Source organism: Reyranella sp. (genome assembly GCF_965227665.1).
Taxonomy (GTDB): Bacteria; Pseudomonadota; Alphaproteobacteria; order Reyranellales; family Reyranellaceae; genus Reyranella.
In genome coordinates, this window is record NZ_OZ245767.1 from 3,108,280 (window position 1) to 3,134,928 (window position 26,649).

General features: G+C 65.5%; 29 protein-coding genes and 1 pseudogene. 15 read left to right on the top strand and 15 right to left on the bottom strand.

The genetic code is table 11. From position 1 onward, the window contains the following. Positions 1–106 precede the first annotated feature (106 nt). Entirely contained in the window at positions 107–466 is a 360-nt protein-coding gene (locus tag ACO07I_RS14940) for a hypothetical protein (RefSeq protein WP_422008923.1), read from the top strand. 8 nt (positions 467–474) lie between these two features. Here the strand turns inward: ACO07I_RS14940 and ACO07I_RS14945 are convergent, their stop codons facing one another. The 3 genes from ACO07I_RS14945 to ACO07I_RS14955 form a co-directional block, all read right to left on the bottom strand. Beyond that, a complete protein-coding gene (locus tag ACO07I_RS14945) occupies positions 475–1,248 on the bottom strand; it encodes a short-chain dehydrogenase/reductase (RefSeq protein WP_422008925.1) in 774 nt (257 codons plus the stop codon). Positions 1,249–1,419: 171 nt separating this feature from the next. Further along, on the bottom strand, positions 1,420–2,310 hold the full coding sequence (locus ACO07I_RS14950; protein WP_422008927.1) for an MBL fold metallo-hydrolase: 891 nt from the start codon (positions 2,308–2,310) through the stop codon (positions 1,420–1,422). A gap of 24 nt (positions 2,311–2,334) precedes the next feature. Continuing rightward, the gene (locus tag ACO07I_RS14955; protein WP_422008929.1) at positions 2,335–4,011 is read right to left on the bottom strand and encodes an SMP-30/gluconolactonase/LRE family protein; all 1,677 of its coding nucleotides are present in this window, start codon (positions 4,009–4,011) and stop codon (positions 2,335–2,337) included. 124 nt (positions 4,012–4,135) lie between these two features. Here ACO07I_RS14955 and ACO07I_RS14960 point away from each other — a divergent pair, with 124 nt between their 5' ends. From ACO07I_RS14960 to ACO07I_RS14970, 3 genes are read left to right on the top strand one after another with little or no spacing between them, the layout of a single operon-like run. Further along, positions 4,136–5,290 (top strand): CaiB/BaiF CoA transferase family protein, encoded by a 1,155-nt coding sequence (locus ACO07I_RS14960; protein WP_422008931.1) that lies wholly within the window; start codon positions 4,136–4,138, stop codon positions 5,288–5,290. A gap of 24 nt (positions 5,291–5,314) precedes the next feature. Then, positions 5,315–6,010, top strand: a complete 696-nt coding sequence (locus ACO07I_RS14965) for an EI24 domain-containing protein (protein WP_422008933.1) — start codon at positions 5,315–5,317, stop codon at positions 6,008–6,010. A gap of 9 nt (positions 6,011–6,019) precedes the next feature. Continuing rightward, entirely contained in the window at positions 6,020–6,409 is a 390-nt protein-coding gene (locus tag ACO07I_RS14970; protein WP_422008935.1) for a hypothetical protein, read from the top strand. A gap of 5 nt (positions 6,410–6,414) precedes the next feature. Here the strand turns inward: ACO07I_RS14970 and ACO07I_RS14975 are convergent, their stop codons facing one another. Continuing rightward, positions 6,415–7,905, bottom strand: coding sequence for an alpha/beta fold hydrolase (locus ACO07I_RS14975; RefSeq protein ID WP_422008937.1), 1,491 nt, complete (start codon positions 7,903–7,905; stop codon positions 6,415–6,417). 119 nt (positions 7,906–8,024) lie between these two features. Here ACO07I_RS14975 and ACO07I_RS14980 point away from each other — a divergent pair, with 119 nt between their 5' ends. Further along, entirely contained in the window at positions 8,025–8,843 is an 819-nt protein-coding gene (locus ACO07I_RS14980; protein WP_422008939.1) for a LytTR family DNA-binding domain-containing protein, read from the top strand. A gap of 84 nt (positions 8,844–8,927) precedes the next feature. On the opposite strand, the gene gtdA is transcribed toward ACO07I_RS14980, so the two are convergent. Together gtdA and ACO07I_RS14990 are read right to left on the bottom strand one after the other, a co-directional pair. Then, positions 8,928–9,971 (bottom strand): gentisate 1,2-dioxygenase, encoded by a 1,044-nt coding sequence (gene gtdA, locus ACO07I_RS14985; protein WP_422008941.1) that lies wholly within the window; start codon positions 9,969–9,971, stop codon positions 8,928–8,930. A gap of 7 nt (positions 9,972–9,978) precedes the next feature. Next, positions 9,979–10,794 carry a gamma-glutamyl-gamma-aminobutyrate hydrolase family protein gene (locus tag ACO07I_RS14990; protein WP_422008943.1) on the bottom strand — a complete coding sequence of 272 codons (816 nt, stop codon included), beginning with the start codon at positions 10,792–10,794 and terminating at the stop codon, positions 9,979–9,981. Positions 10,795–10,957: 163 nt separating this feature from the next. Here ACO07I_RS14990 and secB point away from each other — a divergent pair, with 163 nt between their 5' ends. After that, positions 10,958–11,479, top strand: a complete 522-nt coding sequence (gene secB, locus ACO07I_RS14995) for a protein-export chaperone SecB (protein WP_422008945.1) — start codon at positions 10,958–10,960, stop codon at positions 11,477–11,479. Here the strand turns inward: secB and dnaQ are convergent. From dnaQ to ACO07I_RS15010, 3 genes are all read right to left on the bottom strand, one after another. Then, positions 11,476–12,159, bottom strand: a complete 684-nt coding sequence (gene dnaQ, locus ACO07I_RS15000) for a DNA polymerase III subunit epsilon (protein ID WP_422008947.1) — start codon at positions 12,157–12,159, stop codon at positions 11,476–11,478. The genes secB and dnaQ overlap by 4 nt on opposite strands. A 25-nt stretch (positions 12,160–12,184) precedes the next feature. Further along, positions 12,185–12,847, bottom strand: a complete 663-nt coding sequence (coaE, locus tag ACO07I_RS15005; protein WP_422008949.1) for a dephospho-CoA kinase — start codon at positions 12,845–12,847, stop codon at positions 12,185–12,187. A gap of 178 nt (positions 12,848–13,025) precedes the next feature. Further along, positions 13,026–14,003 carry a quinone oxidoreductase family protein gene (locus tag ACO07I_RS15010; RefSeq protein ID WP_422008951.1) on the bottom strand — a complete coding sequence of 326 codons (978 nt, stop codon included), beginning with the start codon at positions 14,001–14,003 and terminating at the stop codon, positions 13,026–13,028. Between the two features lie 113 nt (positions 14,004–14,116). Between ACO07I_RS15010 and ACO07I_RS15015 the strand changes: the two genes are divergently transcribed. The 8 genes and pseudogenes from ACO07I_RS15015 to ACO07I_RS15050 all read left to right on the top strand — a co-directional run bounded on the left by ACO07I_RS15015 (position 14,117) and on the right by ACO07I_RS15050 (position 19,687). Further along, positions 14,117–15,256, top strand: coding sequence for a PQQ-dependent sugar dehydrogenase (locus ACO07I_RS15015; RefSeq protein ID WP_422008953.1), 1,140 nt, complete (start codon positions 14,117–14,119; stop codon positions 15,254–15,256). 5 nt (positions 15,257–15,261) lie between these two features. Continuing rightward, positions 15,262–15,861 (top strand): Maf family protein, encoded by a 600-nt coding sequence (locus tag ACO07I_RS15020; RefSeq protein WP_422008955.1) that lies wholly within the window; start codon positions 15,262–15,264, stop codon positions 15,859–15,861. Then, a complete protein-coding gene (locus ACO07I_RS15025; RefSeq protein ID WP_422008957.1) occupies positions 15,858–16,748 on the top strand; it encodes a shikimate dehydrogenase in 891 nt (296 codons plus the stop codon). The genes ACO07I_RS15020 and ACO07I_RS15025 overlap by 4 nt, the downstream gene beginning before the upstream one ends. Before the next feature lie 3 nt (positions 16,749–16,751). Further along, on the top strand, positions 16,752–17,174 hold the full coding sequence (locus ACO07I_RS15030; protein ID WP_422008959.1) for a PaaI family thioesterase: 423 nt from the start codon (positions 16,752–16,754) through the stop codon (positions 17,172–17,174). A 73-nt stretch (positions 17,175–17,247) separates the two neighbouring features. Next, on the top strand, positions 17,248–17,484 hold the full coding sequence (locus tag ACO07I_RS15035) for a hypothetical protein (RefSeq protein ID WP_422008961.1): 237 nt from the start codon (positions 17,248–17,250) through the stop codon (positions 17,482–17,484). A gap of 477 nt (positions 17,485–17,961) precedes the next feature. Beyond that, a complete protein-coding gene (locus ACO07I_RS15040; protein ID WP_422008962.1) occupies positions 17,962–18,105 on the top strand; it encodes a hypothetical protein in 144 nt (47 codons plus the stop codon). After that, positions 18,105–18,950 (top strand): hypothetical protein, encoded by an 846-nt coding sequence (locus ACO07I_RS15045; RefSeq protein WP_422008964.1) that lies wholly within the window; start codon positions 18,105–18,107, stop codon positions 18,948–18,950. The genes ACO07I_RS15040 and ACO07I_RS15045 overlap by 1 nt, the downstream gene beginning before the upstream one ends. Before the next feature lie 148 nt (positions 18,951–19,098). Beyond that, positions 19,099–19,687: pseudogene (locus ACO07I_RS15050) on the top strand (recombinase family protein). Here ACO07I_RS15050 and ACO07I_RS15055 read toward each other — a convergent pair. Together ACO07I_RS15055 and ACO07I_RS15060 are read right to left on the bottom strand one after the other, a co-directional pair. Then, complete coding sequence (locus ACO07I_RS15055; protein WP_422008966.1) at positions 19,653–20,459, bottom strand: hypothetical protein; 807 nt, start codon at positions 20,457–20,459, stop codon at positions 19,653–19,655. The pseudogene ACO07I_RS15050 and the gene ACO07I_RS15055 sit on opposite strands and share 35 nt — an antisense overlap. Before the next feature lie 164 nt (positions 20,460–20,623). Next, positions 20,624–21,232 (bottom strand): hypothetical protein, encoded by a 609-nt coding sequence (locus tag ACO07I_RS15060; protein ID WP_422008968.1) that lies wholly within the window; start codon positions 21,230–21,232, stop codon positions 20,624–20,626. Positions 21,233–21,887: 655 nt separating this feature from the next. Here ACO07I_RS15060 and ACO07I_RS15065 point away from each other — a divergent pair. Next, entirely contained in the window at positions 21,888–23,060 is a 1,173-nt protein-coding gene (locus tag ACO07I_RS15065) for an MFS transporter (RefSeq protein WP_422018275.1), read from the top strand. Between the two features lie 136 nt (positions 23,061–23,196). Here ACO07I_RS15065 and rho read toward each other — a convergent pair whose 3' ends face one another. From rho to ACO07I_RS15085, 4 genes are all read right to left on the bottom strand, one after another. After that, a complete protein-coding gene (rho, locus tag ACO07I_RS15070; RefSeq protein ID WP_298307686.1) occupies positions 23,197–24,576 on the bottom strand; it encodes a transcription termination factor Rho in 1,380 nt (459 codons plus the stop codon). A 174-nt stretch (positions 24,577–24,750) separates the two neighbouring features. Next, positions 24,751–25,161 carry a cupin domain-containing protein gene (locus ACO07I_RS15075; RefSeq protein ID WP_422008970.1) on the bottom strand — a complete coding sequence of 137 codons (411 nt, stop codon included), beginning with the start codon at positions 25,159–25,161 and terminating at the stop codon, positions 24,751–24,753. Positions 25,162–25,173: 12 nt separating this feature from the next. Further along, the gene (locus ACO07I_RS15080; protein ID WP_422008972.1) at positions 25,174–26,082 is read right to left on the bottom strand and encodes an NAD(P)-dependent oxidoreductase; all 909 of its coding nucleotides are present in this window, start codon (positions 26,080–26,082) and stop codon (positions 25,174–25,176) included. After that, the gene (locus tag ACO07I_RS15085) at positions 26,079–26,552 is read right to left on the bottom strand and encodes a GNAT family N-acetyltransferase (protein WP_422008974.1); all 474 of its coding nucleotides are present in this window, start codon (positions 26,550–26,552) and stop codon (positions 26,079–26,081) included. Before ACO07I_RS15085 ends, ACO07I_RS15080 begins: the two co-directional genes overlap by 4 nt. Positions 26,553–26,649 lie beyond the last annotated feature (97 nt).

Here is a 26,649-nt window from a genome sequence, read left to right on the forward strand (position 1 = left end):
GAATCGCACCCGGTGGGTGAATGCACCCGGCGGGTTGCAGTTCCGGGGGACTATTGATTCCGGTTTTGCTATCGCTTTCCCGGACATCATCACGGGAGACCGATCAATGCTTCGCCTTGCCACCCTGGCCGCCGCTGCCGTCCTCGCCACCTCGGCAGCCCTGCCCGCCTGGGCACTCGACTGCCCCAAGCCGCAGCCGATGGCCAAGCCCGGTATCCTGAAGGAGACTCCCGCCCAGATGGCTGCGGTCGGCAAGCAGCTCGCGAGCGGCGACACCTTCAACGCGATCGCCTCGGCGACCGCGGATCTCCGCATCCGCTATCCCGGCGTCGAGAGCGCCGAAGTGGTGAACTACCTGGTCACCGCCTACTGCCCGGCCGTGGCGGCCGACAGCAAGCTCAGCGAAGCGCAGAAGAAGGCAGCCGTCGACGGCTTCGCCGCCCAGGTGATGCGCCAGATGTACTAAGCCCGACCTTAGTGGCGCGCCGCCTGGCCGCCATCGAGGGTCATGACCACGCCGCTGATGTAGCTGGCGCGGTCGGAGGCAAGGAATACGGCGAGGTCGGCGACCTCGTCGGGTTCGGCGGCACGGCCGAACGGCATGTGCTTCGTGAGCTCGGCCCAGCGCTCGGGATCGCCGAACTTCTGTTCGGCCTGGGCGCGCAACCGCGTCAGCATGCGATCGGTGCGGGTGGCCGGCGGGTTGATCCCCACGACGCGCACCCCGTGATCGACGCTCTTCGATCCCACCGCGCGGGTGAAGGCCATGATACCGGCATTGCCCATCGTGCCGGCGACGTAGTCGTAGTTGAAGCTCTCCCCGGCGAGCCCGATCACGTTGACGACCACGCCCGCCTTGCGCGCGTACATCTTCTCCAGCATGGCGCGCGTGGCGTTCACGTAGCCGAACACCTTGAGATCCCAGGCCTCGCGCCACTTGGGCTCGGTCATGCCAAAGAGGTCACCCTGCGGGATGGCGCCGGCATTGTTCACCAGGATATCGGCATGGCCGACCGCCTCGACGACGCGGCGCGCCGTGTCGCCGTTCGAGAAGTCGGCGGGATGGATCTCGACCGGCACGTTGTGGCGGGCGCGGATCTTTTCCCGCGCCGCTTCCAGCGATTCTTTCGAACGGGAGGCGATGTGCACCGTGCAGCCCTCGGCCGCGAAACCCATGGCGCAGGCGAAGCCGATGCCCCGGCTGCCGCCGGTGATGAGCACGGTCTTGCCGGAGAGCTTCAGGTCCATTGGTCGTTCCCCCTTGGCAGGCTGTTGAAATAGCTTCTTGCAGGTGCCGGCGGACACCGACCCGTCAACGGTATCAGGATACCTACTTCAGGGGTGCGACTCCCGCTTCGTTTGTTTCGTTTATTTCGCTTGTTTCGTTTATTTGCCGGACTCGGGTTTTTCAACCGCTTGTCAGAGCCGGTAGACACTGTCGATGGCTGCCCGCCCGTCCTCGGTCTTGACCCGTCCGTCTTTCACCATCTGGACGAGATGGGCCAGCATCGAGCGGCCGGCCGCGGGATGGAGGTGAACCGGCGTGTCGGCATAGTTCTTGGCGACCATCTGCGGGATGGTCTGCGGCCCGTCCTTGAGACGCGCCACGATCTGCGCCTCGCGGCCCAGCCGATGCTCGATATAGGCCTGCACGAACGGATTGGGATCGCGGATCTCGGCGCCGTGCGTCGGGATGTAGAGGCTCTCGTCGCGCGGCAGCAGCTTGCGCAGCGACGCGAAGTAGTCGGCCATGTTGCCGTCGGGCGGCGAGATCACCGCCGTCGACCAGCCCATCACATGGTCACCCGAGAGCAGCGCCTTGTCCTCCTTCACCGCGAAGCAGAGATGGTTGGAGATATGCCCTGGCGTATGAACCGCCTCGACGTTCCAGCCGTCGCCCTGGATCACGTCGCCATCGTTCAGCTTCACGTCGGGGGCGAAGGCGAAATCGCCCTCCTGCTCCGCGGTCACGCCTTCGGGCGTCGGATGCGGCCCGTAGCTGTAGACCTTGGCGCCGGTCGCCTTGGCCAGCGCCGGCGTCGCCGGCACATGATCGATATGGGTGTGCGTCACCAGGATGTGCGTCACCGTCTCGCCGCGCAGCGCGCGCAGCACGGCGTCGATATGCTCCTGCTGGTCGGGGCCGGGATCGACGACCGCAACGTTACCGTGGCCGATGATATAGGTGCCGGTGCCCTTGAAGGTGAAGGGATTGGGGTTGTTGGCGACGACCCGCCGGATCAGCGGCGTCACCTCCATCGCCGTGCCGTAGTCGAACTTGAAATCCCTGATGAACGGAATGCCGGCCATGGCAGCCTCTCTGGAATGCGCCAACTACGGCGGCGTGAGCTTGTAGAGCGCGTTGCGGATGTCGGCGCTGACATAGACGATGCCGGTGCGCCCGACCGCGACACCCGTCGGCACCAGCGCCGGCGGCCCGCCGGGGAACGGCGCCAGGCCGATGTCGAGATTGGAGGCGATCACCGTCTTCGCGCCGGTCGCCGGATCGATGGCGACGACACGCTTCTGGCCGACCTCGGCAACGTAGAGCCGCCCGTCCGGCCCGAGGTCGATGCCCTCGGGACCGGCGAGGTTGTCTGCCACCACCTTGCGTGTCCCGGTCGTGACGTTGATCTCTGTGACGGCGCCGGCAGAAATCTCGGTGACGTAGATGAGCGGGCCCGAGCCGTGGACCATGGCGACGGGGCCGCGCAGCTCCTTCATCACGGTGCTGCGTTCCTTGCCGTCGGCGCTCACCTTCACGAGGTTGCCGCTCGCCAGCTCCGCCACGTACATCGTGCCGTCGGCGAACTCCACCGCATCGACCGGCGCGGCGAACTCGCCCAGCGTCGCCGTCACCTTGCCGGTCTTGCGATCCACCTTCTCGACGGTGTTCGAGAACCAGCTCGAGAGCAGCACGCTCTTCGGCCCGACCGAGATGCCGATCGGATAGGCGTGCGTCTCGCCATGCACCCGCAACACGTCGGTCACGTCGCCGTTGGCGCCGTCCACCTTGCGGTAGCTGAACACGTCGGCCACGTGCACCGTGTCCTTGCCGCCTTCGCTGGTCACCGCGAGGTCGGTCGGAACCGCGAGCTTGCCTTCGACGATGGTGCGATGTGCGCCGGTCTGCTTGTCGACCAGATAGACGCCGTTGTCGGTCATCGAGGTGACGAACAGGCGGCCGCGCGAATCGAAGGCGAGATTGTCGAGGCCGGGCTTCATCGAGGCCACCAGCTTCTTGGCCTTGCTGGTGAGGCTCACGCTCCAGATGCCGCCCGTGCCGGTATCCACGACATAGAGATTGTCGCGATTCTGCGGATCGATGTTGGCGGCGGCCGGGGTCTTGAAGCCGGAGGCGATCACTTCGGCGGCGCCGGTCTCCAGGTTCACCTTGACGATCTCGCCCTTGAACCAGAGCGGTCCGTAGAGGAAGCCGTCGTCCTTGTGGACCTCGAAGCCATTGAGGCCGCCGAGCTTCTCGGCGATGCGGCGCAGCTCGTTGCGCGCCAGCGGTTTGAAGTCGGGCTTGTCGACGTTCTTGATGTCGATCTCGTAGAGCGCGTCGCCGAGGAAGACCTCGGACACGAACAATCGCCCATCCTTGCCGAACGCCAGCGAATTGGGCCCGCTCAGTCCCTGGGCGACCTCGATCGTCTTGCCGTTGGGCTTGCGGATATAGACCTTGCCGATCAGGAACGCCGTCCAGGCCATGGTCCCGTCTTCGGCAAAGGCGATGTCGTCGGCCATGCCGGTCGGCGGATCGATCACGCGGTCGACCTCACCGGAGTCGACCTGGACGCGGTACAGCGTCTGGCCGATCACCGACCCGGCGAACAGCTGGTCGTCCTTGTTGAAGGCAAGCCCGTGCACGCCATGGAACCAGGAGCCCGGTACCAGGAACTGCTGGCTGTACTCCTTGGGCGGCGGCGCTTCGGCCTGCTGCGCCAGCGCGCCACCGGTTATGCCGAACGCAATCACCGCCGACGCGACAATGCGGCCCAACCCCATCCCGTTTCCTCCGACGTCCCAATCGCGGCGCGGACTTTAGACCGCGTGACGGGTTTTGTAACGCCGAACCCTTCGGCTACCATCGCCGTTCGACAGAAGAACGCTCATTCTGCAGGAGGAAATAATGGCGGGTCCGCTTTCTGGACTGACGATCGTCGAGCTGGCCGGGATCGGTCCGGGCCCGATGTGCTCGATGATGCTGGGCGACATGGGGGCCGACGTGATCCGGGTCGACCGCACCAAGGCGCACGTCATGGACCGGTTGGCCGACCCGAAGTTCGCGGTGCACAACAGGAGCCGCCGGTCGGTTTCCGTCGATCTGCAGAGCAAGGCCGGCGTCGAGGTCGTGCTGCGCCTGATCGAGAAGGCCGACGGCATGACCGAGCCGTTCCGTCCCGGCGTCGCCGAGCGGCTGGGCCTCGGCCCCGATGTCTGCCTCGCGCGCAATCCCAAGCTGGTCTACGGCCGCATGACCGGCTGGGGCCAGGAGGGCCCGCTCGCCAAGGCGGCCGGCCACGACATCAACTACATCGCCCTGACCGGCGCGCTGCATGCGATCGGCGGCAAGGACAAGCCGGTGCCGCCGCTCAATCTCGTCGGCGATTTCGGCGGCGGCGGCATGCTGCTGGCCTTCGGCATGGTGTGCGGCCTGCTCGAGGCCCAGCGCTCCGGCAAGGGCCAGGTGGTCGACGCCGCCATGGTCGACGGAACGGCGCTGCTGCTGGGTGCGCTCTACGGCATGACCGGCGCCGGCCTGTGGAACGCCGAAGAGCGCGAGGGCAACCTGCTGGACGGCGGCGCGCACTTCTACGGCACCTACGAGACCAAGGACGGCAAGCACGTCTCAATCGGCTCGATCGAGCCGCAGTTCTATGCGCTGCTGCTCGAGAAGACCGGCCTGAAGGACGAGTCGCTGCCGGCGCAGATGGATCGCAAGGCCTGGGGCCAGCTCAAGGAGCGGCTGGGCACCATCTTCAGGACCAAGACGCGCGACGAATGGTGCGCGATCATGGAAGGCACGGACATCTGCTTCGCCCCGGTGCTGACCATGAAGGAAGCGGCGAATCATCCCCACGCCAAGGCGCGCAACGCCTATGTCGACGTGGCCGGCTTCCCGCAGCCCGCCGCCGCGCCGCGCTTCTCGCGCACCAAGGAAGGCGTGAAGGGCCCCGCGGCCAAGCGCGGCCAGCACACCGACGAGATCCTGTCCGAGCGCGGCTTCTCGGCCAAGGAGATCGAGGAGCTCAAGACCGCGGGCGTCGTCGGCTCGCAGGCCTGATATCACCAGCGTGATGGGCAGCCCATGATCCGCGCCTTCGAACTTGCCGTGCAGCAGCTGGGCGATCCCAAGCTGCGCGTGATCGTCTGGCAGTCGCTGGCGCTGTCACTGGTGCTGCAGATCGCGCTGGGCGTACTGGCCTGGTGGGCGCTGCAGTCCTTTGCGACCTTCGAGTGGTCATGGGTGAACGAGACGATCCGCTGGCTGGGCGGCGGCGCGGTCGCCGTCCTGGCACTGATGATGTTTCCGGCGAGCTTCGGCATCGTCATCTCGGTCTTCATGGAGCGGATCGCCGACATCGTCGAAGCACGGCACTATCCGCAGCTGGGGCCGGCGCGCGGCATCCCGCTCTGGACCGGGCTGTGGTCGGGCATCGTGTTCCTGTTCACCCTGCTGGCAATCAACCTGGTGATGCTGCCCTTCTATGTGGTGGCGCTGTTCGTCGCCGGGCTGGGCGCCGTGCTGTTCTACGGCGTCAACGGCTGGCTGGCGGGGCGCGAATATTACGAGCAGGTCGCGCTGCGCCGGCGCGATCCGGCGGAGGTCAAGGCCTGGCGCAAGGCCAATGTCGGAACCCTCTGGCTCACCGGCATCCTCATCGTCTTCCTGGGCACCATCCCGATCCTCAACCTGATCGTCCCGGTGCTCGGCATGGCGATGATGGTGCACATCGCCCAGTCGCTGAAGCCGCCCCTTAACCGGCCGACCGGGCCGCGTTAGAGTAAGCCCATGAGATCTGCATTTGGGGCACTCGCGGCCATCCTTCTGCTGGGTGGCTGCCAGACGGGCGGCACCCAGGAATATTCGCTGGGCGCCGGAGAGAAAGGCGTCTTCAGCTCGCGCAACGCCGGTACGCCGATCCCCGCGGAGCGCATCAAGGGGCTCGACGAGGCCCAACTGGTCGCCCTGTTCGGCGCCCCGCAGCTCGATCGCAAGGACGGAACGGCCCGCGTGCTGCGCTACAAGTCCGACGCCTGCACCCTTTTCATCTCGATGTACCAGCGCGACGGCCAGCCCTTTAAGGCCGAATTCGCCGATGCCTACGATACCCAGCTGCGGCCCTTGCCGCCCGACCAGTGCGCCGGGTCCGTGGCGGCACAGAAGAAGCGCGTCGCCTGATGGCCTCAGGTCCCGCTCTCGCCTGAGAGCTGCCGCCAGAGAGAGGCGACAGCTGCGCAGGCGCGTTGCTGCGCGATCATGTCGAGATGGCCGAGGCCCGGCACGACCTCCACCGAAATAAGCGGATTGAGTTCCTTGAGCAGCGGCGCGTACTGCTCGGCGCGAAACAGTTCGTCGTCCGCCCCGACGGCGACGATCGTGGGCCGGTCGATGCGCGCAATCTCGCTCCGCCAGCCGCGGCTGAGCTGAAGGCCGGCGGCGAGCCGGAAGGAATAGACTGGCGTGCGAGTCTCGCTCGGCCTCGAAGCGGTGGCAAAGCGCACGACCGGCAATCCCTGGAACCACGGCAGGCCGAATTCATCGAGGATCGTGAGCGCGACCACGCGCGGCACCGCCACGCTCACCCAGCCGCCGGAAGCCGGACGCGTGGTGGGCGAGTCCTGCGCGATGTAGGGAGAAATCGCGAGATAGGCATCGAAGGCCTGCCTCTTGGCACCGCTCGCCGCGCGCAGCACGAAGCCGCCGCCGGACGAGAAGCCGATCAGCGTCTTGTGGATCTTGGGATCGGTGAGGCCAGTCGCCTTCAGGAAATCCACGAGGTCGTCATCGAGCTGCGTGCGATACGACGTCTCCCCAATGGCCGCGCCGCTGCCGCCATGGCCGCGCAGGCTGATCGAATAGACGGTTGCGCCCGCGGCTTGCAGCGACTGAGCCGACTTGTGCATCGAGATGTTGGTGCCCGACGAGCCATGGATCAGCACGACGGCGCGGTCCGCCCGCGCCGGATAGACGCGATAGGCAAGCGGCGCACCGTCGCGCGCCGCCACGCGCTGCACGGGAGGAAGCTCGGCCATGTTCCAGGTCGACAGGCCCGGCAGGGAATCGCCCGCGAGCAGACGCGGCAATTCACCCGGACTGCTGAAGGCAATGACACCGCCGAGGCCCGCGGCCACGGTCATCAGGAAGATCGCAGGCGCCCAACGGAGCCGCCCGACCCAGCGGCCGGACCGGCCGCCGACCCCGGCCAGCCAGCCCAGGCCGAGGCCGGCCACGAAGCCACCGACACCGCCGGCCAGGGCGATCCACGCCGGGTCGGCCTTGAGAGCCGGCGCCATCCCGAAGACGACCCCCAGCGCGTAGCGCACGGCGAAGATCGAGAGGCCGAAGACCAGCATGAACCAGCCGCCGGCGATCTCGAGGCGGCCATCGTCGAGGCGGCGCACGGCACGGCGCCGACCCAGCAGGGTGCCGAGCGGCAAGGCGACCGCCAACGCCGCCAGCCAGGCGACCAGGGCAAGCGCCGGCTGGACGGCCTGGCCGATGCCGACGAAGGACAGGATCAGCCCGACGACCGGCAGGATCGCCAGCCGCCACAGCGGCAGGATCCGGGATCGCAGTCCGAGCACCCCCAGCCAGACGACGAGCACCATCAACGGCCACACCCAGAGGGGCGTGTTCGTGACGATCTGGAAGACGATCTGTAACGGGGACGACATGAGAGGCTCCGGCAGAAACGGCGGTGCCGTTACCTTCCGTGCGGAGTGGACCTCGATCCATCGTCGCTGCGTGGAAGTGCTGGCGTTTTTCGCGATCTGCCGTCATTCATCCGTTCACGATGCGCGAATCGCCCTATGTCCGATCGCTCCCGTACCAGCTGCTGCCGGTGCTCGGCGTCGCCGTCGTCCTGGCCGTTCTCGGACCGTTCGGCACCTACCAGCGCATGGACCTGGTGCAGCGGCTGGCGCATTTCGGGATCATCGGCGGCCTGAGCTGGATCCAGGTGGTCCTGCTCGCCGCCTGGTTCGGCACCATCGAGCCGATCGACCGATGGCCGGTGGCCGGCCGCATGACTCTGGTCGGCCTGCTCGCGGCGGTACCCAGCACCTTCGAAGTCATCGCCGTCCATTCCTGGCTCGTGCGACCCATTCCGCTGTCGCTGGCGCCGACGCTCTATCCGGAGAATGCCTTCCTGACGGTGATCGTCTCGGTAATGATCGGCCTGTTCGTCGAGCAGCGCCTGCGCGCCAAGGCCGACGCCGAGCGCGAGCGCGTGGCCGCCCTGCCCGCGCCGGTCGCTGCGGAACCGGGTGCAGCGCCGCCCGCCCAGCCCGACTTCCTGCGCCGCATCCCGCCCGCTTTGGGTCGCGACTTGCTGGCCCTCGAAATGGAGGACCACTACCTCCGCATCCACACTGCATTGGGCAGCGACCTGGTGCTGATGCGCCTGCGCGACGCGCTGGCCGAGCTGGCCTCTGGGCGTGGGCTGCAGGTCCACCGGTCCTGGTGGGTGGCGACAGATGCCGTCGCCTCGGTCGATCGAGCGCCCGGTCGCGTCACCTTGGTGCTGCGCAACGGGCTGAAGGTCCCGGTGAGCAAGACCTACCGAGACCGCGTCAAGGAAGCGGGCTGGCTTAGCAGTACTTTGTCATCCTGAGCGAAGCGAAGGATCTCGCATCCGCTACGGAGTGCTTCGGTCGATCCGTCAGGTCCTTCGCTTCGCTCAGGACGACAGTTAACCTCACTTCCCCCCGCGATCCTCGCGCCAGAGGTCGAGCTTCTCATGGATCGGGCGATCGGAAAAGGAGAACAGGACGGCGTCGCGGTCGGCGCGATGTTCGACCCTGGCCCAGCTCGGCACGACGAAATGATCACGCTTCTTCCAGCGCATCACCTGGTCGCCGATGCGGCTCTCGCCCTCGCCTTCCACCACCGAGAAGACGGTGCCGTCGGTGCTGCGATAGGGAGCAGTCGCGAAGCCCTTCGGCAGGAGCTGCATGAAGGTGCCCATGGTGGCGATCGGCGCGCCGCCGTTCGCCGGATTGACGTAGCGCAGCTTGTAGCCATGGCAGGGATCGGGGGCGCCGGCCCGGGCCAGCCCTTCGAGCGCTTCGCGGGTACGCGCGTAGGGATAGTTGAAGATCGGCGAGGTCTGCCGCGACGGCTTCCAGTCCACCGGCAGGAGGCCGCTCGCAAACTTGGCATCGGACGTGCCTTGCGGCGTCGTCACGGCCTGCTCGTCGCTCTCGCCGGTTTCGGCAAAGCCGGCGTTGAACATCGCCACGAGAGGGATATCGAGCCCGTCGAGCCACACCATCGGCCTGGACGAATCGTTGCCGTGATCGTGCCAGGTCCAGGTCGGGGTGATGACGAAGTCGCCCTCGTGCATGATCGTGCGCTCGCCATCGACCGCCGTATAGGCGCCCTCGCCTTCGACGATGAAGCGCAGGGCCGACTGGGTGTGGCGATGGCTGGGCGCCACCTCGCCCGGAAGGATGAGCTGCAGGCCGGCATAAAGGGTCGGCGTGATGCAGGCGCTGCCCGCCATCGCCGGATTCTCGAGGATCAGCACCCGCCGCACCGCTTCCTTGGCGGTGATGAGGGCGCCCGACTCCATCAGGAAGGGCCGCACCTTGTCGTAGTCCCAAAGCGCGGCCTGGTACTTCGGCGCAGGGCTCGGCGGCACGAGCTGGTGCAACGATTCCCAGAGCGGCGCCATCGAAAGCCCGCCGATGCGCTCGTAGAAGTCGCGCCGCGCGTTGTTGCCCGTGGTCGGCGAGGACACGGAGTGCCTACTCGGCGGCGCGCAGCAGCGGTGTCGACCGCGCCGCCATGCGCGCCCGGCAGGCGGCGGAGAAGGCATCGAACAGCTTCATCGAGACCGGGTTCTCGAGCGCCTTGTATTCGGGGTGCCATTGCAGCGCGAGCACGAAGCCCGGGGCGTCGGGCACGCTCAGCGCCTCGACCTGCCCGTCCTCGCTGCAGGTCGCCTCGATGCGCGCGCGCGGCGCCAGCACGTCGACGCCCTGGCCGTGCAGCGAATTCACCTTCACGCGGCCGGTGCCGAGAAGGCTCTGCAGCAGCCCGCCCTCGGCGATGTCGATGTCGTGCGCCGGCGCATAGTTCACATCCATGTCGGGCGACTTGGGCGAGCGGTGATCGCGCCGTCCCTCGACCTCGTGCACGTGCTGATGAAGCGAGCCGCCCAGGGCAACATTGACCTCCTGCAGGCCGCGGCAGATCGCAAACAGGGGTACGCCCCGGTCGATCGTGTGCCGGATCAGCGGCAGGGTCGTCGAATCGCGGGCGGAATCGTGCAGCGTGCCCTCGCGGCTCTCCTTGCCGTAGTGATGCGGCTCGACATTGGAGGGGCTGCCGGTCAACAGCACGCCGTCGAGACTGTCGAGCAGACGGTCCATGGCTTCGATGAAGCCGGGCTCATCGTCGAATTCCGGCCCGATGGCGGGGATCAGGACGGGCAGGCCGCCGACGGCACGGAGCGCCGCCTGGACGTATTTCTCGCCGACCGTGTGATGCCAGCCGCCCCGACCGTTCTCCTTGAGGCAGGCGGAAACACCGATCAGGGGGCGTGAAGAACTGCGAATCATTGGAGGCCGAAGCGTGCAAATATCAGGGAAGGTATTTTCACTGCTGCCCCGTGTCTTGGCAATCGGCCGGCGCCCCCGGGTGCCCCCAGCTTGTGCAGTGCAGCCCTGCATGGTACCGCCGCGCCGCAGCAAACTTTTGTCCAAGACGACTGGAAAGAGCGCCATGACGACTACCCCTCCGCCGTCCGCCCCGCCCGCCGGCCAGACCGCCCAGGCCGGCCCCGCCGCCCCCCTTACGATGCACGGCCAGTACATCAAGGATTTCAGCTTCGAGAACCCGCGCGCGCCGCAGAGCCTGATCGAGCAGACGCAGCCGCAGCTCACGCTGAACGTGCAGGTCGCCAATCGTCAGTTCGACGCCAAGACCTTCGAAGTGTCGCTTACGATCGAGGCCTCCGCGCATACGCCGGAGAAAGAGCCGCTGTTCATGCTCGAGCTGGTCTATGGCGGCACCGTCACGCTGGGCGATATTCCGCAGGAGGCTTTCGGCCCGATGCTCTTCATCGAGACGCCGCGTCTGCTCTTCCCGTTCGCGCGTGCCATCGTGGCCAATGCCACGCGTGAGGCGGGCTTCCCGCCGCTCAACATCGCACCGGTCGATTTCGTGGCGCTCTACCGCCAGCAGCTCGAGGCGAACGGCGGCCAGGCGCCCGGCATGCCCGCCGGTCCGGTCGGCCACGCCTAAGCGTCGACCTTCAGCCAAAGCGGATCGCTGATCTTCTTCAGGAACTCGATGTGTGCGGCGAGCTCGGCAGGGCTTGCCGCATGCGGCCGGGGCGGCCGGATGGGCCGGCTCTGGTCGACCAGGCCGGTGAGGCCCGCCGCCGCCATCTCGGGCGCGAGGCCCAGATCGCGCTGCCGGCCGCCGCTCAGCTCCAGATAGACTTCCGCCAGCAGCTCCGAATCGAGCAACGCGCCGTGCTTGGTGCGCTTGGTATTGTCGACGCCGAAGCGATCGCACAGGGCGTCGAGGCTGGCCCGCTGACCTGGGAACTTGCGCCGTGCCAGCGAGACGGTGTCGACATAGTCGTTCGCCAGCTTCGGCTTGCCGGCGCGCGCGAACTCGGCGTTGAGAAAGCCCAGGTCGAATTGCGCATTGTGGATGACGAGCTGGGCGTCCCCCAGGAACTCCAGCAGTTCGTCCGCCTTGTCGGCGAACAGGGGCTTGTCCGCGAGAAACTCGTCGGTGAGGCCGTGCACTTCCTGCGCCCCGGCCGGCATCGGCATCTCGGGATTGAGGTAGAGCTGCAGCGAGCGGCCGGTGGCCACCAGGTTCACGAGCTCGATGCAGCCGATCTCGACCACGCGATGGCCGGCAAGAGGATCGAGGCCCGTGGTTTCGGTATCGAGGACGACTTCACGCATCCCGGTCTTGTAGCCCGATGGGAGCCTACTTGCGACGCGCGCGCGCGAGCCGGGCTGTGAATTTCTCCCGCCACGGATTGGGCGGCCAGAACTCTCCGCGCCGCCCGCGCAACTCGGCCACGGCCTCACGCAGGGCGGCCCGCGTCGGCGCGAGGCCCATGCCGGTCGGGATGACGATGCTGGCTTTGCGCCGCTTCAGCGAGTCCGGCACCTGCTGCCGCAGGATTCCTTCGAATTTCTCCGCCGTCATGCCCGGGCGGGCCATGACGCGCCGGCGCTGCAGGAAGGCCGGAGCGCTGACGACAAGCGTGGCATCGACGCGACGCTCGCCCATCCCCTCGAACAGCAGCGGGATGTCGAGCACGACCAGCTTCTCGCCCGCGAGGGCGGCCCGCCGCAGGAAAGCGCGCTGCAGGCGGTGGACGAGCGGATGCACGATCGCCTCGAGCCGCCGCAGCGCCTCCTTGTTGCCGAAGACGCGGGCGCCCAGCGCCTGGCGGTCGAGCACGCCCGCCTTCACGACGCCGGGGAACGCCGCCTCGATGCCGGGCAGCGCCGCGCCGCCCGGCGCCTGAAGCGTGTGCACGGCGGCATCGGCGTCGTACACGGGCACGCCCATCTCCCGCAGCATCTTCGCCGCGGTCGACTTGCCCATGCCGATCGAGCCGGTCAGTCCGACGATGACCATTCAGGGTCTTTCCGTTTCACGTTTCCCCCTCACCTCATCCTGAGGAGGTCGCGCAGCGACCGTCTCGAAGGATGGGCAACAGACGCGGTGCTCGTGCCCACCCTTCTAGACGCGCTCCTTGCGGAGCGCGCCTCAGGGTGAGGCCATTTTTGCAAGGCCGATGCCTGATCGGAGACTCTTAGGGGACCAGGACGGTCTGGCCCGTGGTCTTGCGGCCCTCCAGGTCGATATGGGCCTGCGCGGCCTCGGCCAGCGGATAGTGCTGATCGATCGAGATCTTCACCTTGCCGCTCTTCACCATCTTGAATAGCGAACGGGCACTGGCCTCGAGGTCGGCGCGCGTGGCGGTGTAGGCGGCGAGACTGGGACGCGTGACGTAGAGCGAGCCCTTGGCGTTGAGGATGCCGATCGGCACCGGCGCGACGGCGCCCGAGGCATTGCCGAAGGAGACCATCAGGCCGCGCGGCTGCAGGCAATCGAGCGAGGCCGCCCAGGTATCCTTGCCGACGCCGTCGAACACCACGGGGACACCCTTGTTCTTGGTGATCTTCTTCACCTCGGCCACGATGTCCTGCTTGGTGTAGTCGATCACCCACTTGTAGCCGTTCTTCTTGGCCAGCGCGGCCTTCTCGGGCGACGAGGTCGTGCCGATCACCTTGTAGCCGCGGGCCTTGGCCCACTGGCCGAACAGCAGTCCGACGCCGCCGGCCGCCGCGTGGAACAGGATCGTGTCGCCCTTCTTGAGCCAGGCCTTGGCGGTCCGGTCGACGAGATACTCGGTCGTCATGCCCTTGAGCATGATCGCGGCCGCCTGCTCGTCGCTCACGCCTTTCGGCACCTTCACGAGCTGGTCGACACCCATCAGGCGTTCCTGGCAGTAGGCGCCCAGCACGCCGCAATAGGCGACCCGATCGCCCTTCTTGAAGTCCTTCACCCGGGGGCCGACCTCGACGATCACGCCGGCGGCCTCGCGACCGACCGCGTTGGGCAGCGGCGTCTGATAGAGGCCGGACCGCGTGTAGACGTCGATGAAGTTCAGGCCGATGGCCGTGTGACGCAGCTTGACCTGGCCGGGACCGGGCTTGCCGACCTCGACGTCCTCGAACTGCATCTTCTCCGGGCCGCCGTTCTCGTGAATCAGGATGGACTTCGACATCTGAATTTCTCCCCTTGCAGCGGCGACCAAGGAACGTCGCCTGCTTGCGCGCGTCGAGTATAGTGACCGGCCTTTCATGCGCCAGCCCGGCGCGGCCTTCGTCAGGAGAGTTTATGCTCGGAAAGGTCCTTCTCGGACGTCGCCGCCTTCTGATCGCAACCGCCGCCACCGCCGTGGCCGCCCCCGCGATCGTGCGTGCGCAGCAGATCCTGCGCAGCAGCAAGGCCTCCTACAGCCTGAGGATGCTCACGCTCGATCTCGAACAGCCCTGGGGCATGGCCTTCCTGCCCGACGGCCGCCTGCTGATCACCGAGCGCCCGGGCCGGCTGCGGATCTTCGCCAACGGCCGGCTGGAACGGGCGCCGGTCGGCGGCCTGCCGAAAGTCTATGCGCGCGGCCAGGGCGGCCTGCTCGACGTTTGCCTGCATCCCGATTTCGCGAGGAATGCCCGGCTCTATCTCACCTATTCGGGCGAAGGCGACGGCGGCGCCGCGACGGTGCTGGCGCGGGCCGAGTTCCGCAACAACGCCCTGGTCGGCGTGCAGCGGATCTTCGAGGCCCTGCCCCGCACGTCCGGCGGTCTGCACTTCGGCTCGCGAGCCGTCTTCGACCGGGCGGGCCTGCTCTACGTGACCTGCGGCGAGCGCTACCAGATGCAACGCGCGCAGAACCTCGCCGATCTCGGCGGCAAGGTCGTCCGGCTGCGCGACGACGGCACAGTCCCGCCCGACAATCCCTTCGTCGGCCGCGAGGGCGCGCGGCCGGAGATCTTCACCTGGGGCCATCGCAACCCGCAGGGCATGGCGATGCATCCCGACACCGGCCGCATCTGGCTGGTCGAACACGGGCCGCGCGGCGGCGACGAGCTCAACCTGCTGAAGGCCGGTGCCAACTACGGCTGGCCCCGGGCGACCCATGGGATCGACTACGGCGGAGCGACGATCAGCCCGAGCAAGAGCCTGCCGGGGATGGAAGACCCGGTGCGCGTCTGGGTGCCGTCCATCTCGCCGAGCGGGCTCGCTTTCTATACCGGCGACCGCTTCCCCGGCTGGAAGGGCTCGGTCTTCACCGGCGCCCTGTCCGACAACGCCCTGTTTCGCATCGAGCTCGACGGCGACTGCTATGTCGGGGAAGAGCGGTTGCTCGTCGACCTGCTTCCCTATATCCGCGACGTTCGTCAGGGGCCGGACGGGCTCCTCTACCTCGTCACCCACACCGACAGTGGGGGACTCTATCGCCTGGAGCCCGCGTAACGGCCATGCTGATCCTCGCTTCCGCCAGCGTTTCGCGTCGCCAGATGCTGCAGAATGCCGGCCTCGACTTTTCGGTCGAGACATCGGGCGTCGACGAGGACGAGGTGAAGCTCAGTCTTTCAGCGGAGAAGGCGACGCCGCGGGACATTGCCGAGACCCTGGCCGAGCTGAAGGCACAACGGGTCTCCCGACGCCATCCGCAGGCGCTGGTGATCGGCGCGGACTCGATGCTGGCCTGCAACGGCCGCCTGTTCGACAAGCCACCGACGATCGAAGCGGCCCGCGCACAGCTTCAGGCGCTGGCCGGCCAGACCCACGAGCTGCACTCCGCGGTGGTGGTGGCGAGAGGCGGCGTGCGGCTGTGGCATTGCAACGACCGCGCGCGGCTCACGATGCGGCCGCTGCCCGATGCGTTCCTCGACGCCTACTTGTCGCGCGCCGGTGATGCGGTCATGAGCTCGGTCGGCGCCTACCAGCTCGAAGGGGTGGGCGCGCATCTCTTCACGAAGGTCGAAGGCGACTATTTCACCATCCTCGGTCTGCCGCTGCTACCGCTGCTTTCGTTTCTCGCCGGACACGGCATCGGACTGGAGACAGGCCCATGAGCGCCTACGACACCCTGCTCGCCGAGGCGGCGGGCCGGCCCTTCGCCGCCATCGTCGGCTGGCCGGTCGAGCATTCGCGCTCGCCGGCGCTGCAGGGCTTCTGGCTGAAGCAGCATCATATCGACGGCCATTACGGCCGGCTGCCCGTGAAGCCTGAGCGCGCCGCCCTGGAGGAGCTTGTCGCCTTCCTCAAGAAGACGCCCAACGCGCGCGGCTGCAACCTCACTTTGCCGCACAAGGTCGAGATCCTGCCGCTGCTCGATCGCATCGATCCCGTCGCCCGGCGCATCGGCGCGGTCAATACCATCGTGAAGCAGGCCGACGGCACGCTGGAAGGCCGCAACACCGACGGCTTCGGCTTCCTCGAAGCCCTGAAGTACAATGCGCCGCACTGGATGCCCGACACTGGCCCGGTCGTCGTGCTGGGCGCCGGTGGCGCCGCCCGCGCAATCGTTTCGAGCCTGATGGATGTCGGCGTGCCCGAACTGCGGCTCGTCAACCGGACGCGTGGGACCGCGATCGATCTCGGCGTTGCGCTCACCCCGCCCGGCGGGCAGCGCATCGTGGTCGGCTCGTGGGACGAGCGTTCCGAGCTCCTGGACGGCGCCACCCTGCTGGTCAACACGACGTCCCTCGGGATGAAGAATCAGCCCGGCCTCGATATCGATCTCGCGAAGCTGCCGCACGAGGCGGTGGTCTACGACATCGTCTACGTGCCGCTGGAAACCTACCTGCTGGCCGCCGCCCGTTCCCGAGGCAACCGTTGCGTCGATGGACTGGGCATGCTGCTGCACCAGGGCCGCCCGGGCTTCGAGGCCTGGTTCGGCCAGAGGGTCGATGTGTCCGCGGCGCAGCGCCATGCGGTCGCCGCCGATCTCGGAGCCTGATCCATGGACGACAGCAATCCGCCGGATGGATACAAGCCGCTGTTCCGCACCAGCCCGTTCCTCGACCACAACGGGCCGTTCTTCTATCGCGAGAATGCCGACGGCACCTTCGTGGTCGGGCTGCGCATCCAGCCCAAGCATGCCAATGCGCGCGGCGTCGCTCACGGCGGCATCCTCATGACCCTGTGCGACATCTCGCTGGGCTATCGCACGACCCGCAGCCAGTCCCCCTCGCCGCTCATCGTGACCGCGAGCGTCAAGACCGACTTTGCCGGTTCGGCGAAGATCGGCGACTGGGTCGAGGCCCATGTCGACGTCCACAAGGTCGGCGGACGTCTTGCCTTTGCCAACTGCTACCTGAAGGTCGGCGAGGAGCGCATCGTGCATGCGAGCGCGGTGTTCGCACGGACGGGCGATCGATCTTGAGGCTCGTCTTCACGGCGTTCCTGCCGTTCGCGGCGGGCAGTACAGATTCGTCCCGAGCTTCGGGGCGAACCCCGTGCATCTGGCCTGGTCGATTGTGCTCGATTTCACGAACGGCGAGCGCATCGTCCTTGGCAGAAATCTGACCGAAGACTCTGGTCGCGTCATTCAAACCCAGCTGAATCAGGCGCTTCACACGATCCGGGCTGAACGGATGGAGCGTCTGGCGCGTCAGGCGCCGCCGGCGACGGCAACAGACGCAGCTGAGCACGCGACGGCGACTGATCCCAAATGGGCGCCCTTCGGGCATTGACGCCATGCCACAGGTTTCATGCGCACAATGTGGAGGAGCCGGGCGGGTATTGCTACAGCCGGGGCCGCTCGCCGTGCGGCAATTGCAGCGGCACGGGCCGCGTCGGCTTCGGAGACAGTCAGCAGGGCTGCTACGGCTGCGGCGGCAATGGGCAGATCTCCTGCCTGTCATGCAGTGGCGGCCAGAGCTATTGCGGCCGGTGCGGCGGCAGCGGCCGGGTCTGGGTGGACGGTTAGCTCCTCATGGCAGCGCGGCGGGGATGCGGACGCGCTCTAAGACAATGTAAGCTCCTCAGTTCACGGAAGACCATTCATGAACTATTCTAGAAGCTTTCCCATACGGTATATTTGCCATATAACGCATTGATATAAAAAGAAAATTTACTCCATATCCCTACATATCCTGCACGATTGTTTCTAGAGATAGATTGTGTGCTCCTTCAAAAAAGCGCGAATTTGCTTTTCGGAGGAAGCCCCGATGTCTGATGTCCAAGAAGTTTTTAGAGAGTTCACGCAGCTGCCCGTCGAACATGTGATCGCCCTGATCGCACTCAGTGCCATTGGTGTAGCGGCCTATGCGATCTTCGCGATGCTTTCCGTCACGACCCGAGGGAGGAAGTGATGCCGCTGATAAAGCCTGCAACGCTGCCTTGGAATCAGGCCCCCGGTCGCGAGGAAGAAGATACGCCGCAGCTTTCTGCAACGCCGCTTTCAAGGGCTCCCACTGAGCCGCCCTGGGTAGCGCGTTCTGTGAAGATGCTGCCTTGGGTGAGACTTCCATCGAAGTGGATTGAAGATCGCGGCTTACGGGATTTTGGTTGGGGACGGGGCGAGGGAGCTAACAACACCGCCGCCTTGATGGTCCTCGCCGCCTTAACTCATCAGACCGATGCCGTGGGCACGGCCGCGTTCACCTACGACCGGGCATGTCGGGCAACCGGTCTCAGTCGGGCCAAAGTCTCTGCAGGGCTGAAGGTCCTGATCGAACGATCATTGATCGAGCGAGGATCGGCCCGCAGCTCCTTCCGGCTAAGCGGCTATGACAAGGAGAGTGGCTGGGCAAAATTCCCTGCCGCTAGGCTGTATCGGGACGGAGCAATCGTATCCTTCCAAGGCATCAACTTGCGAAAGCGCGTCGAGCTCGATGCATTGAAGCTCTATTATCTTTTTGCATCACGACGCGACCGCAAGACGGGGGCTGCGGTGATTACTTACCAGACCATCGAGGACTACTCGGGAGTGCCTCGAAACAATATCCGGGCGGCGCTGACATGGCTCGCAGCCGAGGTGTTGGTTCACATCGACCATGTCCCCAGTCGCATAGGCGAAGGTCACATCATCAACGCGTATCGCCTAGTCCATCTGGATAACCGCCAGCACATGGGCACAAGTTGGCGCGCGCAACTATTGGACTCCGGTATGCTCCCGACGCGCTCCCCGTCGCCAATGCCTACAGACGACTATTAGGCCGGGCCAGCATCATTCTTATAAACGACTGTTTTAGAGAGAATACCGCAGCCGGCGCGATGCGTCTCAAGTGTCGGCCGTCCGGTCTCTCAAAAACGCCTCTTGAAACCTATTCTCAAAAGTCAGAATCTGATGAGATTCGAGAGAATTGATGCTCATTGGCTATGCCCGCGTTTCGACGGCGGACCAAAAACCGGAATTGCAGCTCGACGCCCTGAAGGCGGCGGGCTGCGAAAAGGTGTTTGTAGAAAAGGCGTCGGGCGCGCAGCGCGAGCGGCCGGAGCTGGCGGCGGCGATCGCCTATGCCCGGAGATGCAATCGTGGTGTGGAAGCTCGATCGCTTGGCGCGGTCGATGAAGCAACTGGTCGAAACGATCGAGGACCTGGACGGCCGCAAGATCGGATTCCGGTCTCTGACGGAAGCAATCGACACAACGACCGCCGGCGGCAAGCTCGTATTCCACATCTTCGGTGCACTCGCGGAGTTCGAGCGGGCCATCATCCGGGAGCGCACACGCGCGGGTCTCGATGCGGCCGCGGCGCGGGGCCGCAAAGGCGGCCGGCCGCCGAAGCTCAATGACAAGGATCTGAAGGCAGCCAAGGCGCTGCTCGCCGATTCATCGATCGCCGTTGACGAGGTGGCGCGCCGGCTCGGCGTGTCACCCGCTAGGCTGTACCGGCATCTGCCGGCGGCGCGGAGTGTTACTCCGCGATTTCCACCGCTAAAGCCTGTTTAGAGACTGACAGGAGCCTTGAGAGTGCTCCTTCGGTTATACCGAGAATTACTGCCACCTGCCGCTGTGTCCACAGCCCATCCGAGCGGATATGGCTGTCCAGCTGCGCGCGGTTGTCGAGGAAGCGAGCAACCACTGCGTCGCTGATGTCCGGAGCAACCTTACGGAGAAGGCCCCGCAGAGCCTGAAGCCGCCGGCACATATCCAGCTGCGGATCCATGATCTCTTCTGTTCCGCCAAGTGCAAATACCAGGAAAATCGCCAAGCGTTGAAGACTAGTCAGATGCTCCATGGCCTTACTCAGGCGAGCAACATCTTCCTTGTACTCCAAGGCCGCATCGGGGCGGATGTAGGAGAGCCGCATCGAATCAGGGCTGCCTAATACCTGATCTTTAGCAGCTCCTTCTGCAATAACGGGCCGGCGACGCTCCCGCTTGTAGATGCTGCCGATTACTCCGTGCCTCCGGTCGCCCGCGATGCTGGCAACCCACCGCCACCCATCAATCGAGCCTTCCCGGAATTTGTTCATCGCACCGGGGCACATCGCTCCGTTCTGCGCTGCGCAAGCGTGCTGGCGGGCCAGCCTCGCCACACTATCGATAGCTTCGCCTCCGCAAGAAACATACGGGCCAAGGCCAACTGACACGAGGCGTTCCAGCGGCTTCCATACGCCATCGCTGAACAGCAGCGCCTCGATCGCTTTCGCGATGTCGAGCGCATCACCATCCGTGATCGCCTGACGGAGATTCTCTGAAGCGGTACGCTCCGTAAGCATGGCGCATTCTCCGTAAGGAAAAGCGAGTTCAACTACAATTTAGACGCCAGTAATTGGAAGGACGGCTGCGAACGCACTTGCCAAAAGGGCAAACATTACAACCGCTGTAACTTCTAGTGCGCTGTAGACAGCAAACTTGCGCATGGTAGCTCCTTAAATGATGGTTAAAGTGACAGTTTTGTCCTGAGATTGTGCCTCAACAATTCATTGGACTTGAGAGCCAAGTCGATTTCGTCACTTAGATGCTTACGCATATGGGGATCCTGGTTCCATCTTGGAAAGACCAAGTCCAGCTCGTCAATGGCTTGACTAAACTCGTTGTATCGCGCTGTCCTAGCCAAACTGAAAAGCAGATTGATCCAACCATGGGGAGTCGTGGGACTGATGGCAATAGCTGTACGCGATGCCTCTAAAGCTTCATCCCATTCACGTTCGCGAATTTCAAGATTCGCCACATTTGCGTAGGTAATTGCAAGTTTCTCGCGTTGCTGTTCAATGGACGTTCTCAGCGTACGACGGCCATCTACTGGGGCATTCACGGAAGTGTACATCACCCCCAGTAAATTCTGGGCGTCTGGATCGCCGCCTGTATCCGGGTGACTCTCAAGCAGAGGTATCCCTAATTCTGGACGGCCTTCAAAATGGCACTTCCGAGCCTCATAAAAGGTGTCGTTTGGAATACGGGGTGCCGCTTGAGTGCTAGGTGAATAGGCGTTCCATGAGTCGAGCAAAAAGCCGCGCAAAGAGACATTGCTCCTTTCGAGATCAGCCATGATGCCTCTCCTTGGTTTGAACTCTTCAATATCTTAACTGCGCGCCATCGCAGGAACTTCGACAGTGTCGAAGAAAATATTTGGACCGAAGATCTCGAGGAGCTTGGCACTTGGGGAAGCCCCCCTCGCAATCCCGCGCGGAAGGCGTGCTGATAGAGGCTAAAATGATCACTCTCGTCTATCCTTGGTGGTTGATCAACTACGCGATCGATACGTTCATCATCATCCCTATAATCTTGGATCCGACTATTTGGGGTATGTCGTAACCATCCTGCTGTTGAGATGTGATGCCGTGAAGGGCTCCTCTATGAGGGGCCCTTCTTTATTGACGTCAATTGCCCTCATTCCTCAGGGACACTTGGATCCGCACCGGCACTGTGTGGCATCCCATGAACTTCGAGAGGGAAGGAAAAAATTTTGCAAAGGAAGTTTTTGCGCGGCCAAGCACTCGGATTATGAGGCCAAACCAGAAGCCTTCTGGAAGCCTCAGAACTGGAGAAACTCAAAATGTTCTACGGCCCGCCGGTCCACTTCCCGCTCTCGATGATGCTCGATAACGCTGTCGAGCTCGCTCTCTGGATCATCATCATCATCGCCTAAGTCGTCTGATGAAGGTGACGCTTAAGGGCTCCCCGCTGGGGAGCCCTTTTTCGCGCTGGGCTATTTCCTGAGCTTCCTGTTCCGTTCGCTGAATGCCGTGGTGGCGCCGGCTCTGCGCAGCGAGCTTGGCCTCGACGATGCCGCGATCGGCGTCGTGACCTCGATGTACCTGGCCGCCTTCGTGGTGGCCCAGCTGCCGGCCGGTGTCGCGCTCGACCGGTTCGGGCCGCGACGCGTCGCGCCGGTCATGCTGTTCGTCACCGCGCTCGGCGCCGTCGTCTTCGCACTGGGCCAGGATGTCATCGTGCTGAGCATCGGCCGCGCCCTGATCGGGCTCGGCCTGTCGGTCGCGCTGATGTGCGGCTTCAAAGCCAATGTCCTTTATTGGCCGATCGGCCGGCTGCCGCTGGTCAATGCGGTGATGATGACGTTCGGCGGGCTGGGCGCGGCCATGGCGACGCGGCCGATGCAATGGCTGCTGGTCGACTTCGACTGGCGACAGGTCTTCCTCGGTCTCGTCGCCATCACAGTTGCAGTCGCGCTCTATCAGATCTTCGCTGCGCCGACATACGAGCGCGGCGGCAAGGGCCGGCTGGTCGACGAGCTGCGCGGCCTGATGGGCGTGCTGCGGACTCCGCTCTTCTGGCGGGCGGGCCTCGCGCCCACCTTCTCGCTGGGTGTCTGGGTTTGCTACGCGAGTTTCTGGGCGGCGGGCTGGTTGCGCGACGTGGCCCATCTCGACGAGCCATCAGTCGGCGTCGCCCTGTTCGCGCTCTCGATCGCCATCGTGCCCGGCTATTTCTTCAGCGGCATGATCGTTGACCTGCTGCACCGGCGCGGCATCCGCGGCGGCCGGGTGCTGCTGGTCTACGGGATGCTGTTCCTCGCGGTCCACATCCCGATCGCGCTCAACGTCACGGCCGCGCCGAAGCTGCTGTGGTTCGCCTATGTGATGTTCGGCGGCATGCCGGTGGTCTGCTACGCGCTGGTCACGCGCGCCTTCGCGCCCGAGCTGGCAGGAAGGGTCAATACGACGCTCAACCTCGTCTGCATGCTGATCGCCTTCGTCCTGCAGGCGGCCATCGGGCCGGCGTTGGCCTGGATGGAGGCGGCGCAGGGTGTGCCGCGCACCGAGGCGCACCAGATCGTGACCCTTGCGGTGCTGGCGATGCAGGCCGCGCTCTGGCTGTGGTTTGCGTCGAGTCGCGAGGCGCGGGATCTGCCGTAAAGAAAAAGAGCGCCGTTGTTGCGGCGCTCTTTGAGTTCTTGTCTGTTCTGAACCGTGTGGGTCGGCGCTGTTTACAGCGCCTGACCGCGCTTGGTTACAAGCGCTGCCGCCCACCATAAGGCGCGCGTAGCGCGCCTTATTGATTCATCGACCCGAAGAAATCCTGGTTGGTCTTCGAGGTGCGGAGCTTGTCGAGCAGGAACTCGATGGCATCCACGGCGCCCATCGGCATGAGGATGCGGCGCAGCACCCACATCTTCGAGAGCGTCGCGCGGTCGACCAGCAGCTCTTCCTTGCGGGTGCCCGACTTGGTGATGTCGATCGCCGGGAAGGTGCGCTTGTCGGAGACCTTGCGGTCCAGGATGATTTCCGAGTTACCGGTGCCCTTGAACTCCTCGAAGATCACCTCGTCCATGCGGCTGCCGGTATCGATCAGGGCGGTCGCGATGATGGTCAGCGAGCCGCCTTCCTCGATGTTGCGGGCCGCACCGAAGAAGCGCTTCGGGCGCTGCAGCGCGTTGGCGTCGACACCGCCGGTCAGCACCTTGCCCGAACTCGGCACCACGGTGTTGTAGGCGCGGCCGAGGCGGGTGATCGAATCAAGCAGGATCACCACGTCCTTCTTGTGCTCGACCAGGCGCTTGGCCTTCTCGATCACCATCTCGGCGACGGCAACATGACGGCTGGCCGGTTCGTCGAAGGTCGAACTCACGACCTCGCCCTTCACGGTGCGCTGCATGTCCGTCACTTCCTCGGGCCGCTCGTCGACGAGCAGCACCATGAGGAAGACTTCGGGGTTATTGGCGGTGATGGCGTGCGCGATGTTCTGCAGCAGCACCGTCTTGCCGGTACGCGGCGGCGACACGATCAGGGCGCGCTGGCCCTTGCCGATCGGCGCGATCAGGTCGATCACGCGGGTCGAGATGTCGAGCTGCTGCTGCGCCGTCGTGCCGGCCTTCTTGGTAAGCGTGCCGGTGCGGCGCGTGCCGACGCGGCCGGACGAAGTCGCCTTCGAACCGCCCACCGCTTCCTCGGTGATGACCGGCGCCATGGCTGCGGCACCGCCGTCGAGTTCGAGCTTCAGCTTCTCGTCGGGATAGAGCGGCGTCAGCGAGTCGAAGTTGATGCGATGGCGCAGCGCGTCGGGATCGTCGAAGTTGATCTTGTTGATCTGCACCATGGCGAAGTAGCGCTCGCCATCCTTGGGCGCGCGGATCTCGCCTTCGACCGTGTCGCCGGTGCGCAGGCCGAACTTACGAACCTGCTGCGGGCTGACGTAGATATCGTCGGCGCCGGGCAGGTAGTTGGCTTCCATTGAGCGCAGGTAGCCGAAGCCGTCGGGGATCACCTCGATGGTGCCGACGCCGAAGATCGCCTGGTCGGCGGCGGCCAGCTTCTGGAGGATGGCGAACATCAGTTCCTGGCGGCGCATCATCGCCGCACCCTCCACGCCCTGCTCTTCGGCAAAGGCCAGGAGTTCGGGGGGCTTCTTCTTTTTGAGGTCTTGGAGATTCATGGGTCTTCAGTCTTCTGGGGAATGATGCACGCGCTTGCAGCGACCGGGACGGTCGAATTCTGGGAAGCGCCATGTCGTACGGGACGGGCCCCTTCGAGTTTCCGCCGGGGAGGCGGCGCCAAGGGCCCTGTGCGGCTTTTCTATAGGGGCCGTCGCCACCCCTGTAAAGACGCCTCAGTCGCGGCGGGCCGCCGCGTGCGGGTCCACGGGCCGATGCTCGGTGCCGGCGCCGGGAGTCACGAACATCAAACGCCCGGGCTCCTTCACGATGCCCCGATGCCAGATCCCGCGCGGGACGACGAAGGTCTGGCCGGCCTTCAATACCACCCGTCGCTCACCACCAGGCGCGTCCAAAACCAGCTCCATCTCGCCCGACAGCAGGGTCAGGATCTCCTCGCCCACCGGATGACGCTCCCAGTGATCCCAGTCCCTGCTCTGGTCGCTCGCTCCCATCAACCGGCCGTGGTCGAGGTCGCGACGCTCCGCGATATCCGCCCAGAAGTGGGCGCCGCCTTCCAGGGTCCAGGCGCTGTCGTCCGGCTTCAGGTGGATGTAGGTGTCTTGCAGGGTAAAGGCGCGCGCCATCGCTCCCTCCGGCTACTCTCCGTCGGCCAGCATCTCGGCGTAGCGGAAAATCTCGGTATGGTCGGCGCCCTTGCCCAGCTTGCCGTCGGCGGCGGTCCAATAGGCCACGGCCTGCTGCAGGTGCGGCATGTTGAGCTTGAGGTGGTTGGCGACGTCGCCGGCGGTCCGCAAGTCCTTGGCCATCAGGGCCGTGGTGAAGCCGGCCGAGAAGTTGCGCGGCACGACGAACTGGCGGCCCTTCACCTCGGTGGCGTTGCTCTTGCCGGTCGAGCTGTTGAACACGTCGACCATGGTGCCGGGATCGAGACCGAACGCCTCGCCCACGACCAGCGCCTCGCACATCGCGACCAGACCGGCTGCCGAGAGATAGTTGTTCAGCGCCTTCAGCGCATGTCCGGCACCGGCGGGCCCGCACAGGGTGATCGTCTTGCCCATGGCGCCGAAGACCGGGCGCACCCGCTCGAGGTCGGCCGCCGCGCCGCCCACCATGATGCTCAGCGACCCGTCGATGGCGCGCTTCACGCCGCCGGACACCGGCGCATCGAGCAGCGCCACGCCGCGGGCGGCGAGGTCCCTGGCGAGCTTCTGGGTGTCGACCGGGTTGGACGAGCTCATGTCCATGACCACCGCACCGGCCTCGAGCCCCTCGATCGCGGGGTCCTGCCCTTCGAGAATGGCCTGCCGCACGATCTTGCCGTCGGGCAGCATCGTGATCAGCGCCGCGGCCCCCTGGGCGGCGGCCTTGGCCGAGGCGGTTGCCAACGCCGACGGATGGGCGCCGACGAAGTCCGAGACTGCCTTCTGCGAGACGTCGAACACGCGCAGCTTGAAGCCTGCTTCGGCGAGGCGGGTCGCCATCGGACGGCCCATCATGCCGAGCCCGATGAAAGCGATGGTGGCGGGAGGTGCGAGCGTGGTCATGACGAGGCTCCTGACGTGAGGTCGTATTCATAGAATGGCAGGACGCGACCGGGAATCGCATCCGACGGCTCGTTTCGCAGATAGCGGGCGCCCATGCGCTCGTAGAAGCGGGCGGCGTTCACGTCGGCGAGAATGGTCATGCGCCGGTATCCCAGCTGCCGCGCCAAGGCGACAGCAGCTTCGAACAGCAGGCGCCCGGTCCCGCCGCCCATGGCGGCCGGCTCGACGAACATCAGCGCCAGCTCGGCATCGTCGCCGTCGCGGCCGACACTGACGGTCCCGACCGGCCGGCCGGCTTCGTCGGTCGCCACCAGCACACGCCCCTCGGCGATGCTTCGCTCCTCGACCGTGAGCGAGGGGACACAGAGCCGCATGAACTCCGCGTCGTAGCCCCAATGAGCCTTCGACCTGAGGCAGAGCGCGGTGAGGCTGGCCGCCTCACCCGCCTGCGCGCTGCGCAACCGCGTCATCGCATCACCCTGAGAGAAAGGTCCCTCGCTACGCTCGGGATGACAATTGTGCGTACGGGCCGACGAGCCTTGCGCACCTCGGTCGTCACACCCCCAT

Coding starts and splice junctions, on each gene's coding strand:
- ACO07I_RS14940 (WP_422008923.1), top strand. CDS start 107: ATGCTTCGCCTTGCCACCCTGGCCGCCGCTGCCGTCCTCGCCACCTCG.
- ACO07I_RS14945 (WP_422008925.1), bottom strand. CDS start 1,248: ATGGACCTGAAGCTCTCCGGCAAGACCGTGCTCATCACCGGCGGCAGC.
- ACO07I_RS14950 (WP_422008927.1), bottom strand. CDS start 2,310: ATGGCCGGCATTCCGTTCATCAGGGATTTCAAGTTCGACTACGGCACG.
- ACO07I_RS14955 (WP_422008929.1), bottom strand. CDS start 4,011: ATGGGGTTGGGCCGCATTGTCGCGTCGGCGGTGATTGCGTTCGGCATA.
- ACO07I_RS14960 (WP_422008931.1), top strand. CDS start 4,136: ATGGCGGGTCCGCTTTCTGGACTGACGATCGTCGAGCTGGCCGGGATC.
- ACO07I_RS14965 (WP_422008933.1), top strand. CDS start 5,315: ATGATCCGCGCCTTCGAACTTGCCGTGCAGCAGCTGGGCGATCCCAAG.
- ACO07I_RS14970 (WP_422008935.1), top strand. CDS start 6,020: ATGAGATCTGCATTTGGGGCACTCGCGGCCATCCTTCTGCTGGGTGGC.
- ACO07I_RS14975 (WP_422008937.1), bottom strand. CDS start 7,905: ATGTCGTCCCCGTTACAGATCGTCTTCCAGATCGTCACGAACACGCCC.
- ACO07I_RS14980 (WP_422008939.1), top strand. CDS start 8,025: ATGCGCGAATCGCCCTATGTCCGATCGCTCCCGTACCAGCTGCTGCCG.
- ACO07I_RS14990 (WP_422008943.1), bottom strand. CDS start 10,794: ATGATTCGCAGTTCTTCACGCCCCCTGATCGGTGTTTCCGCCTGCCTC.
- secB (WP_422008945.1), top strand. CDS start 10,958: ATGACGACTACCCCTCCGCCGTCCGCCCCGCCCGCCGGCCAGACCGCC.
- dnaQ (WP_422008947.1), bottom strand. CDS start 12,159: ATGCGTGAAGTCGTCCTCGATACCGAAACCACGGGCCTCGATCCTCTT.
- coaE (WP_422008949.1), bottom strand. CDS start 12,847: ATGGTCATCGTCGGACTGACCGGCTCGATCGGCATGGGCAAGTCGACC.
- ACO07I_RS15010 (WP_422008951.1), bottom strand. CDS start 14,003: ATGTCGAAGTCCATCCTGATTCACGAGAACGGCGGCCCGGAGAAGATG.
- ACO07I_RS15015 (WP_422008953.1), top strand. CDS start 14,117: ATGCTCGGAAAGGTCCTTCTCGGACGTCGCCGCCTTCTGATCGCAACC.
- ACO07I_RS15020 (WP_422008955.1), top strand. CDS start 15,262: ATGCTGATCCTCGCTTCCGCCAGCGTTTCGCGTCGCCAGATGCTGCAG.
- ACO07I_RS15025 (WP_422008957.1), top strand. CDS start 15,858: ATGAGCGCCTACGACACCCTGCTCGCCGAGGCGGCGGGCCGGCCCTTC.
- ACO07I_RS15030 (WP_422008959.1), top strand. CDS start 16,752: ATGGACGACAGCAATCCGCCGGATGGATACAAGCCGCTGTTCCGCACC.
- ACO07I_RS15040 (WP_422008962.1), top strand. CDS start 17,962: ATGTCTGATGTCCAAGAAGTTTTTAGAGAGTTCACGCAGCTGCCCGTC.
- ACO07I_RS15045 (WP_422008964.1), top strand. CDS start 18,105: ATGCCGCTGATAAAGCCTGCAACGCTGCCTTGGAATCAGGCCCCCGGT.
- ACO07I_RS15055 (WP_422008966.1), bottom strand. CDS start 20,459: ATGCTTACGGAGCGTACCGCTTCAGAGAATCTCCGTCAGGCGATCACG.
- ACO07I_RS15060 (WP_422008968.1), bottom strand. CDS start 21,232: ATGGCTGATCTCGAAAGGAGCAATGTCTCTTTGCGCGGCTTTTTGCTC.
- rho (WP_298307686.1), bottom strand. CDS start 24,576: ATGAATCTCCAAGACCTCAAAAAGAAGAAGCCCCCCGAACTCCTGGCC.
- ACO07I_RS15075 (WP_422008970.1), bottom strand. CDS start 25,161: ATGGCGCGCGCCTTTACCCTGCAAGACACCTACATCCACCTGAAGCCG.
- ACO07I_RS15080 (WP_422008972.1), bottom strand. CDS start 26,082: ATGACCACGCTCGCACCTCCCGCCACCATCGCTTTCATCGGGCTCGGC.
- ACO07I_RS15085 (WP_422008974.1), bottom strand. CDS start 26,552: ATGACGCGGTTGCGCAGCGCGCAGGCGGGTGAGGCGGCCAGCCTCACC.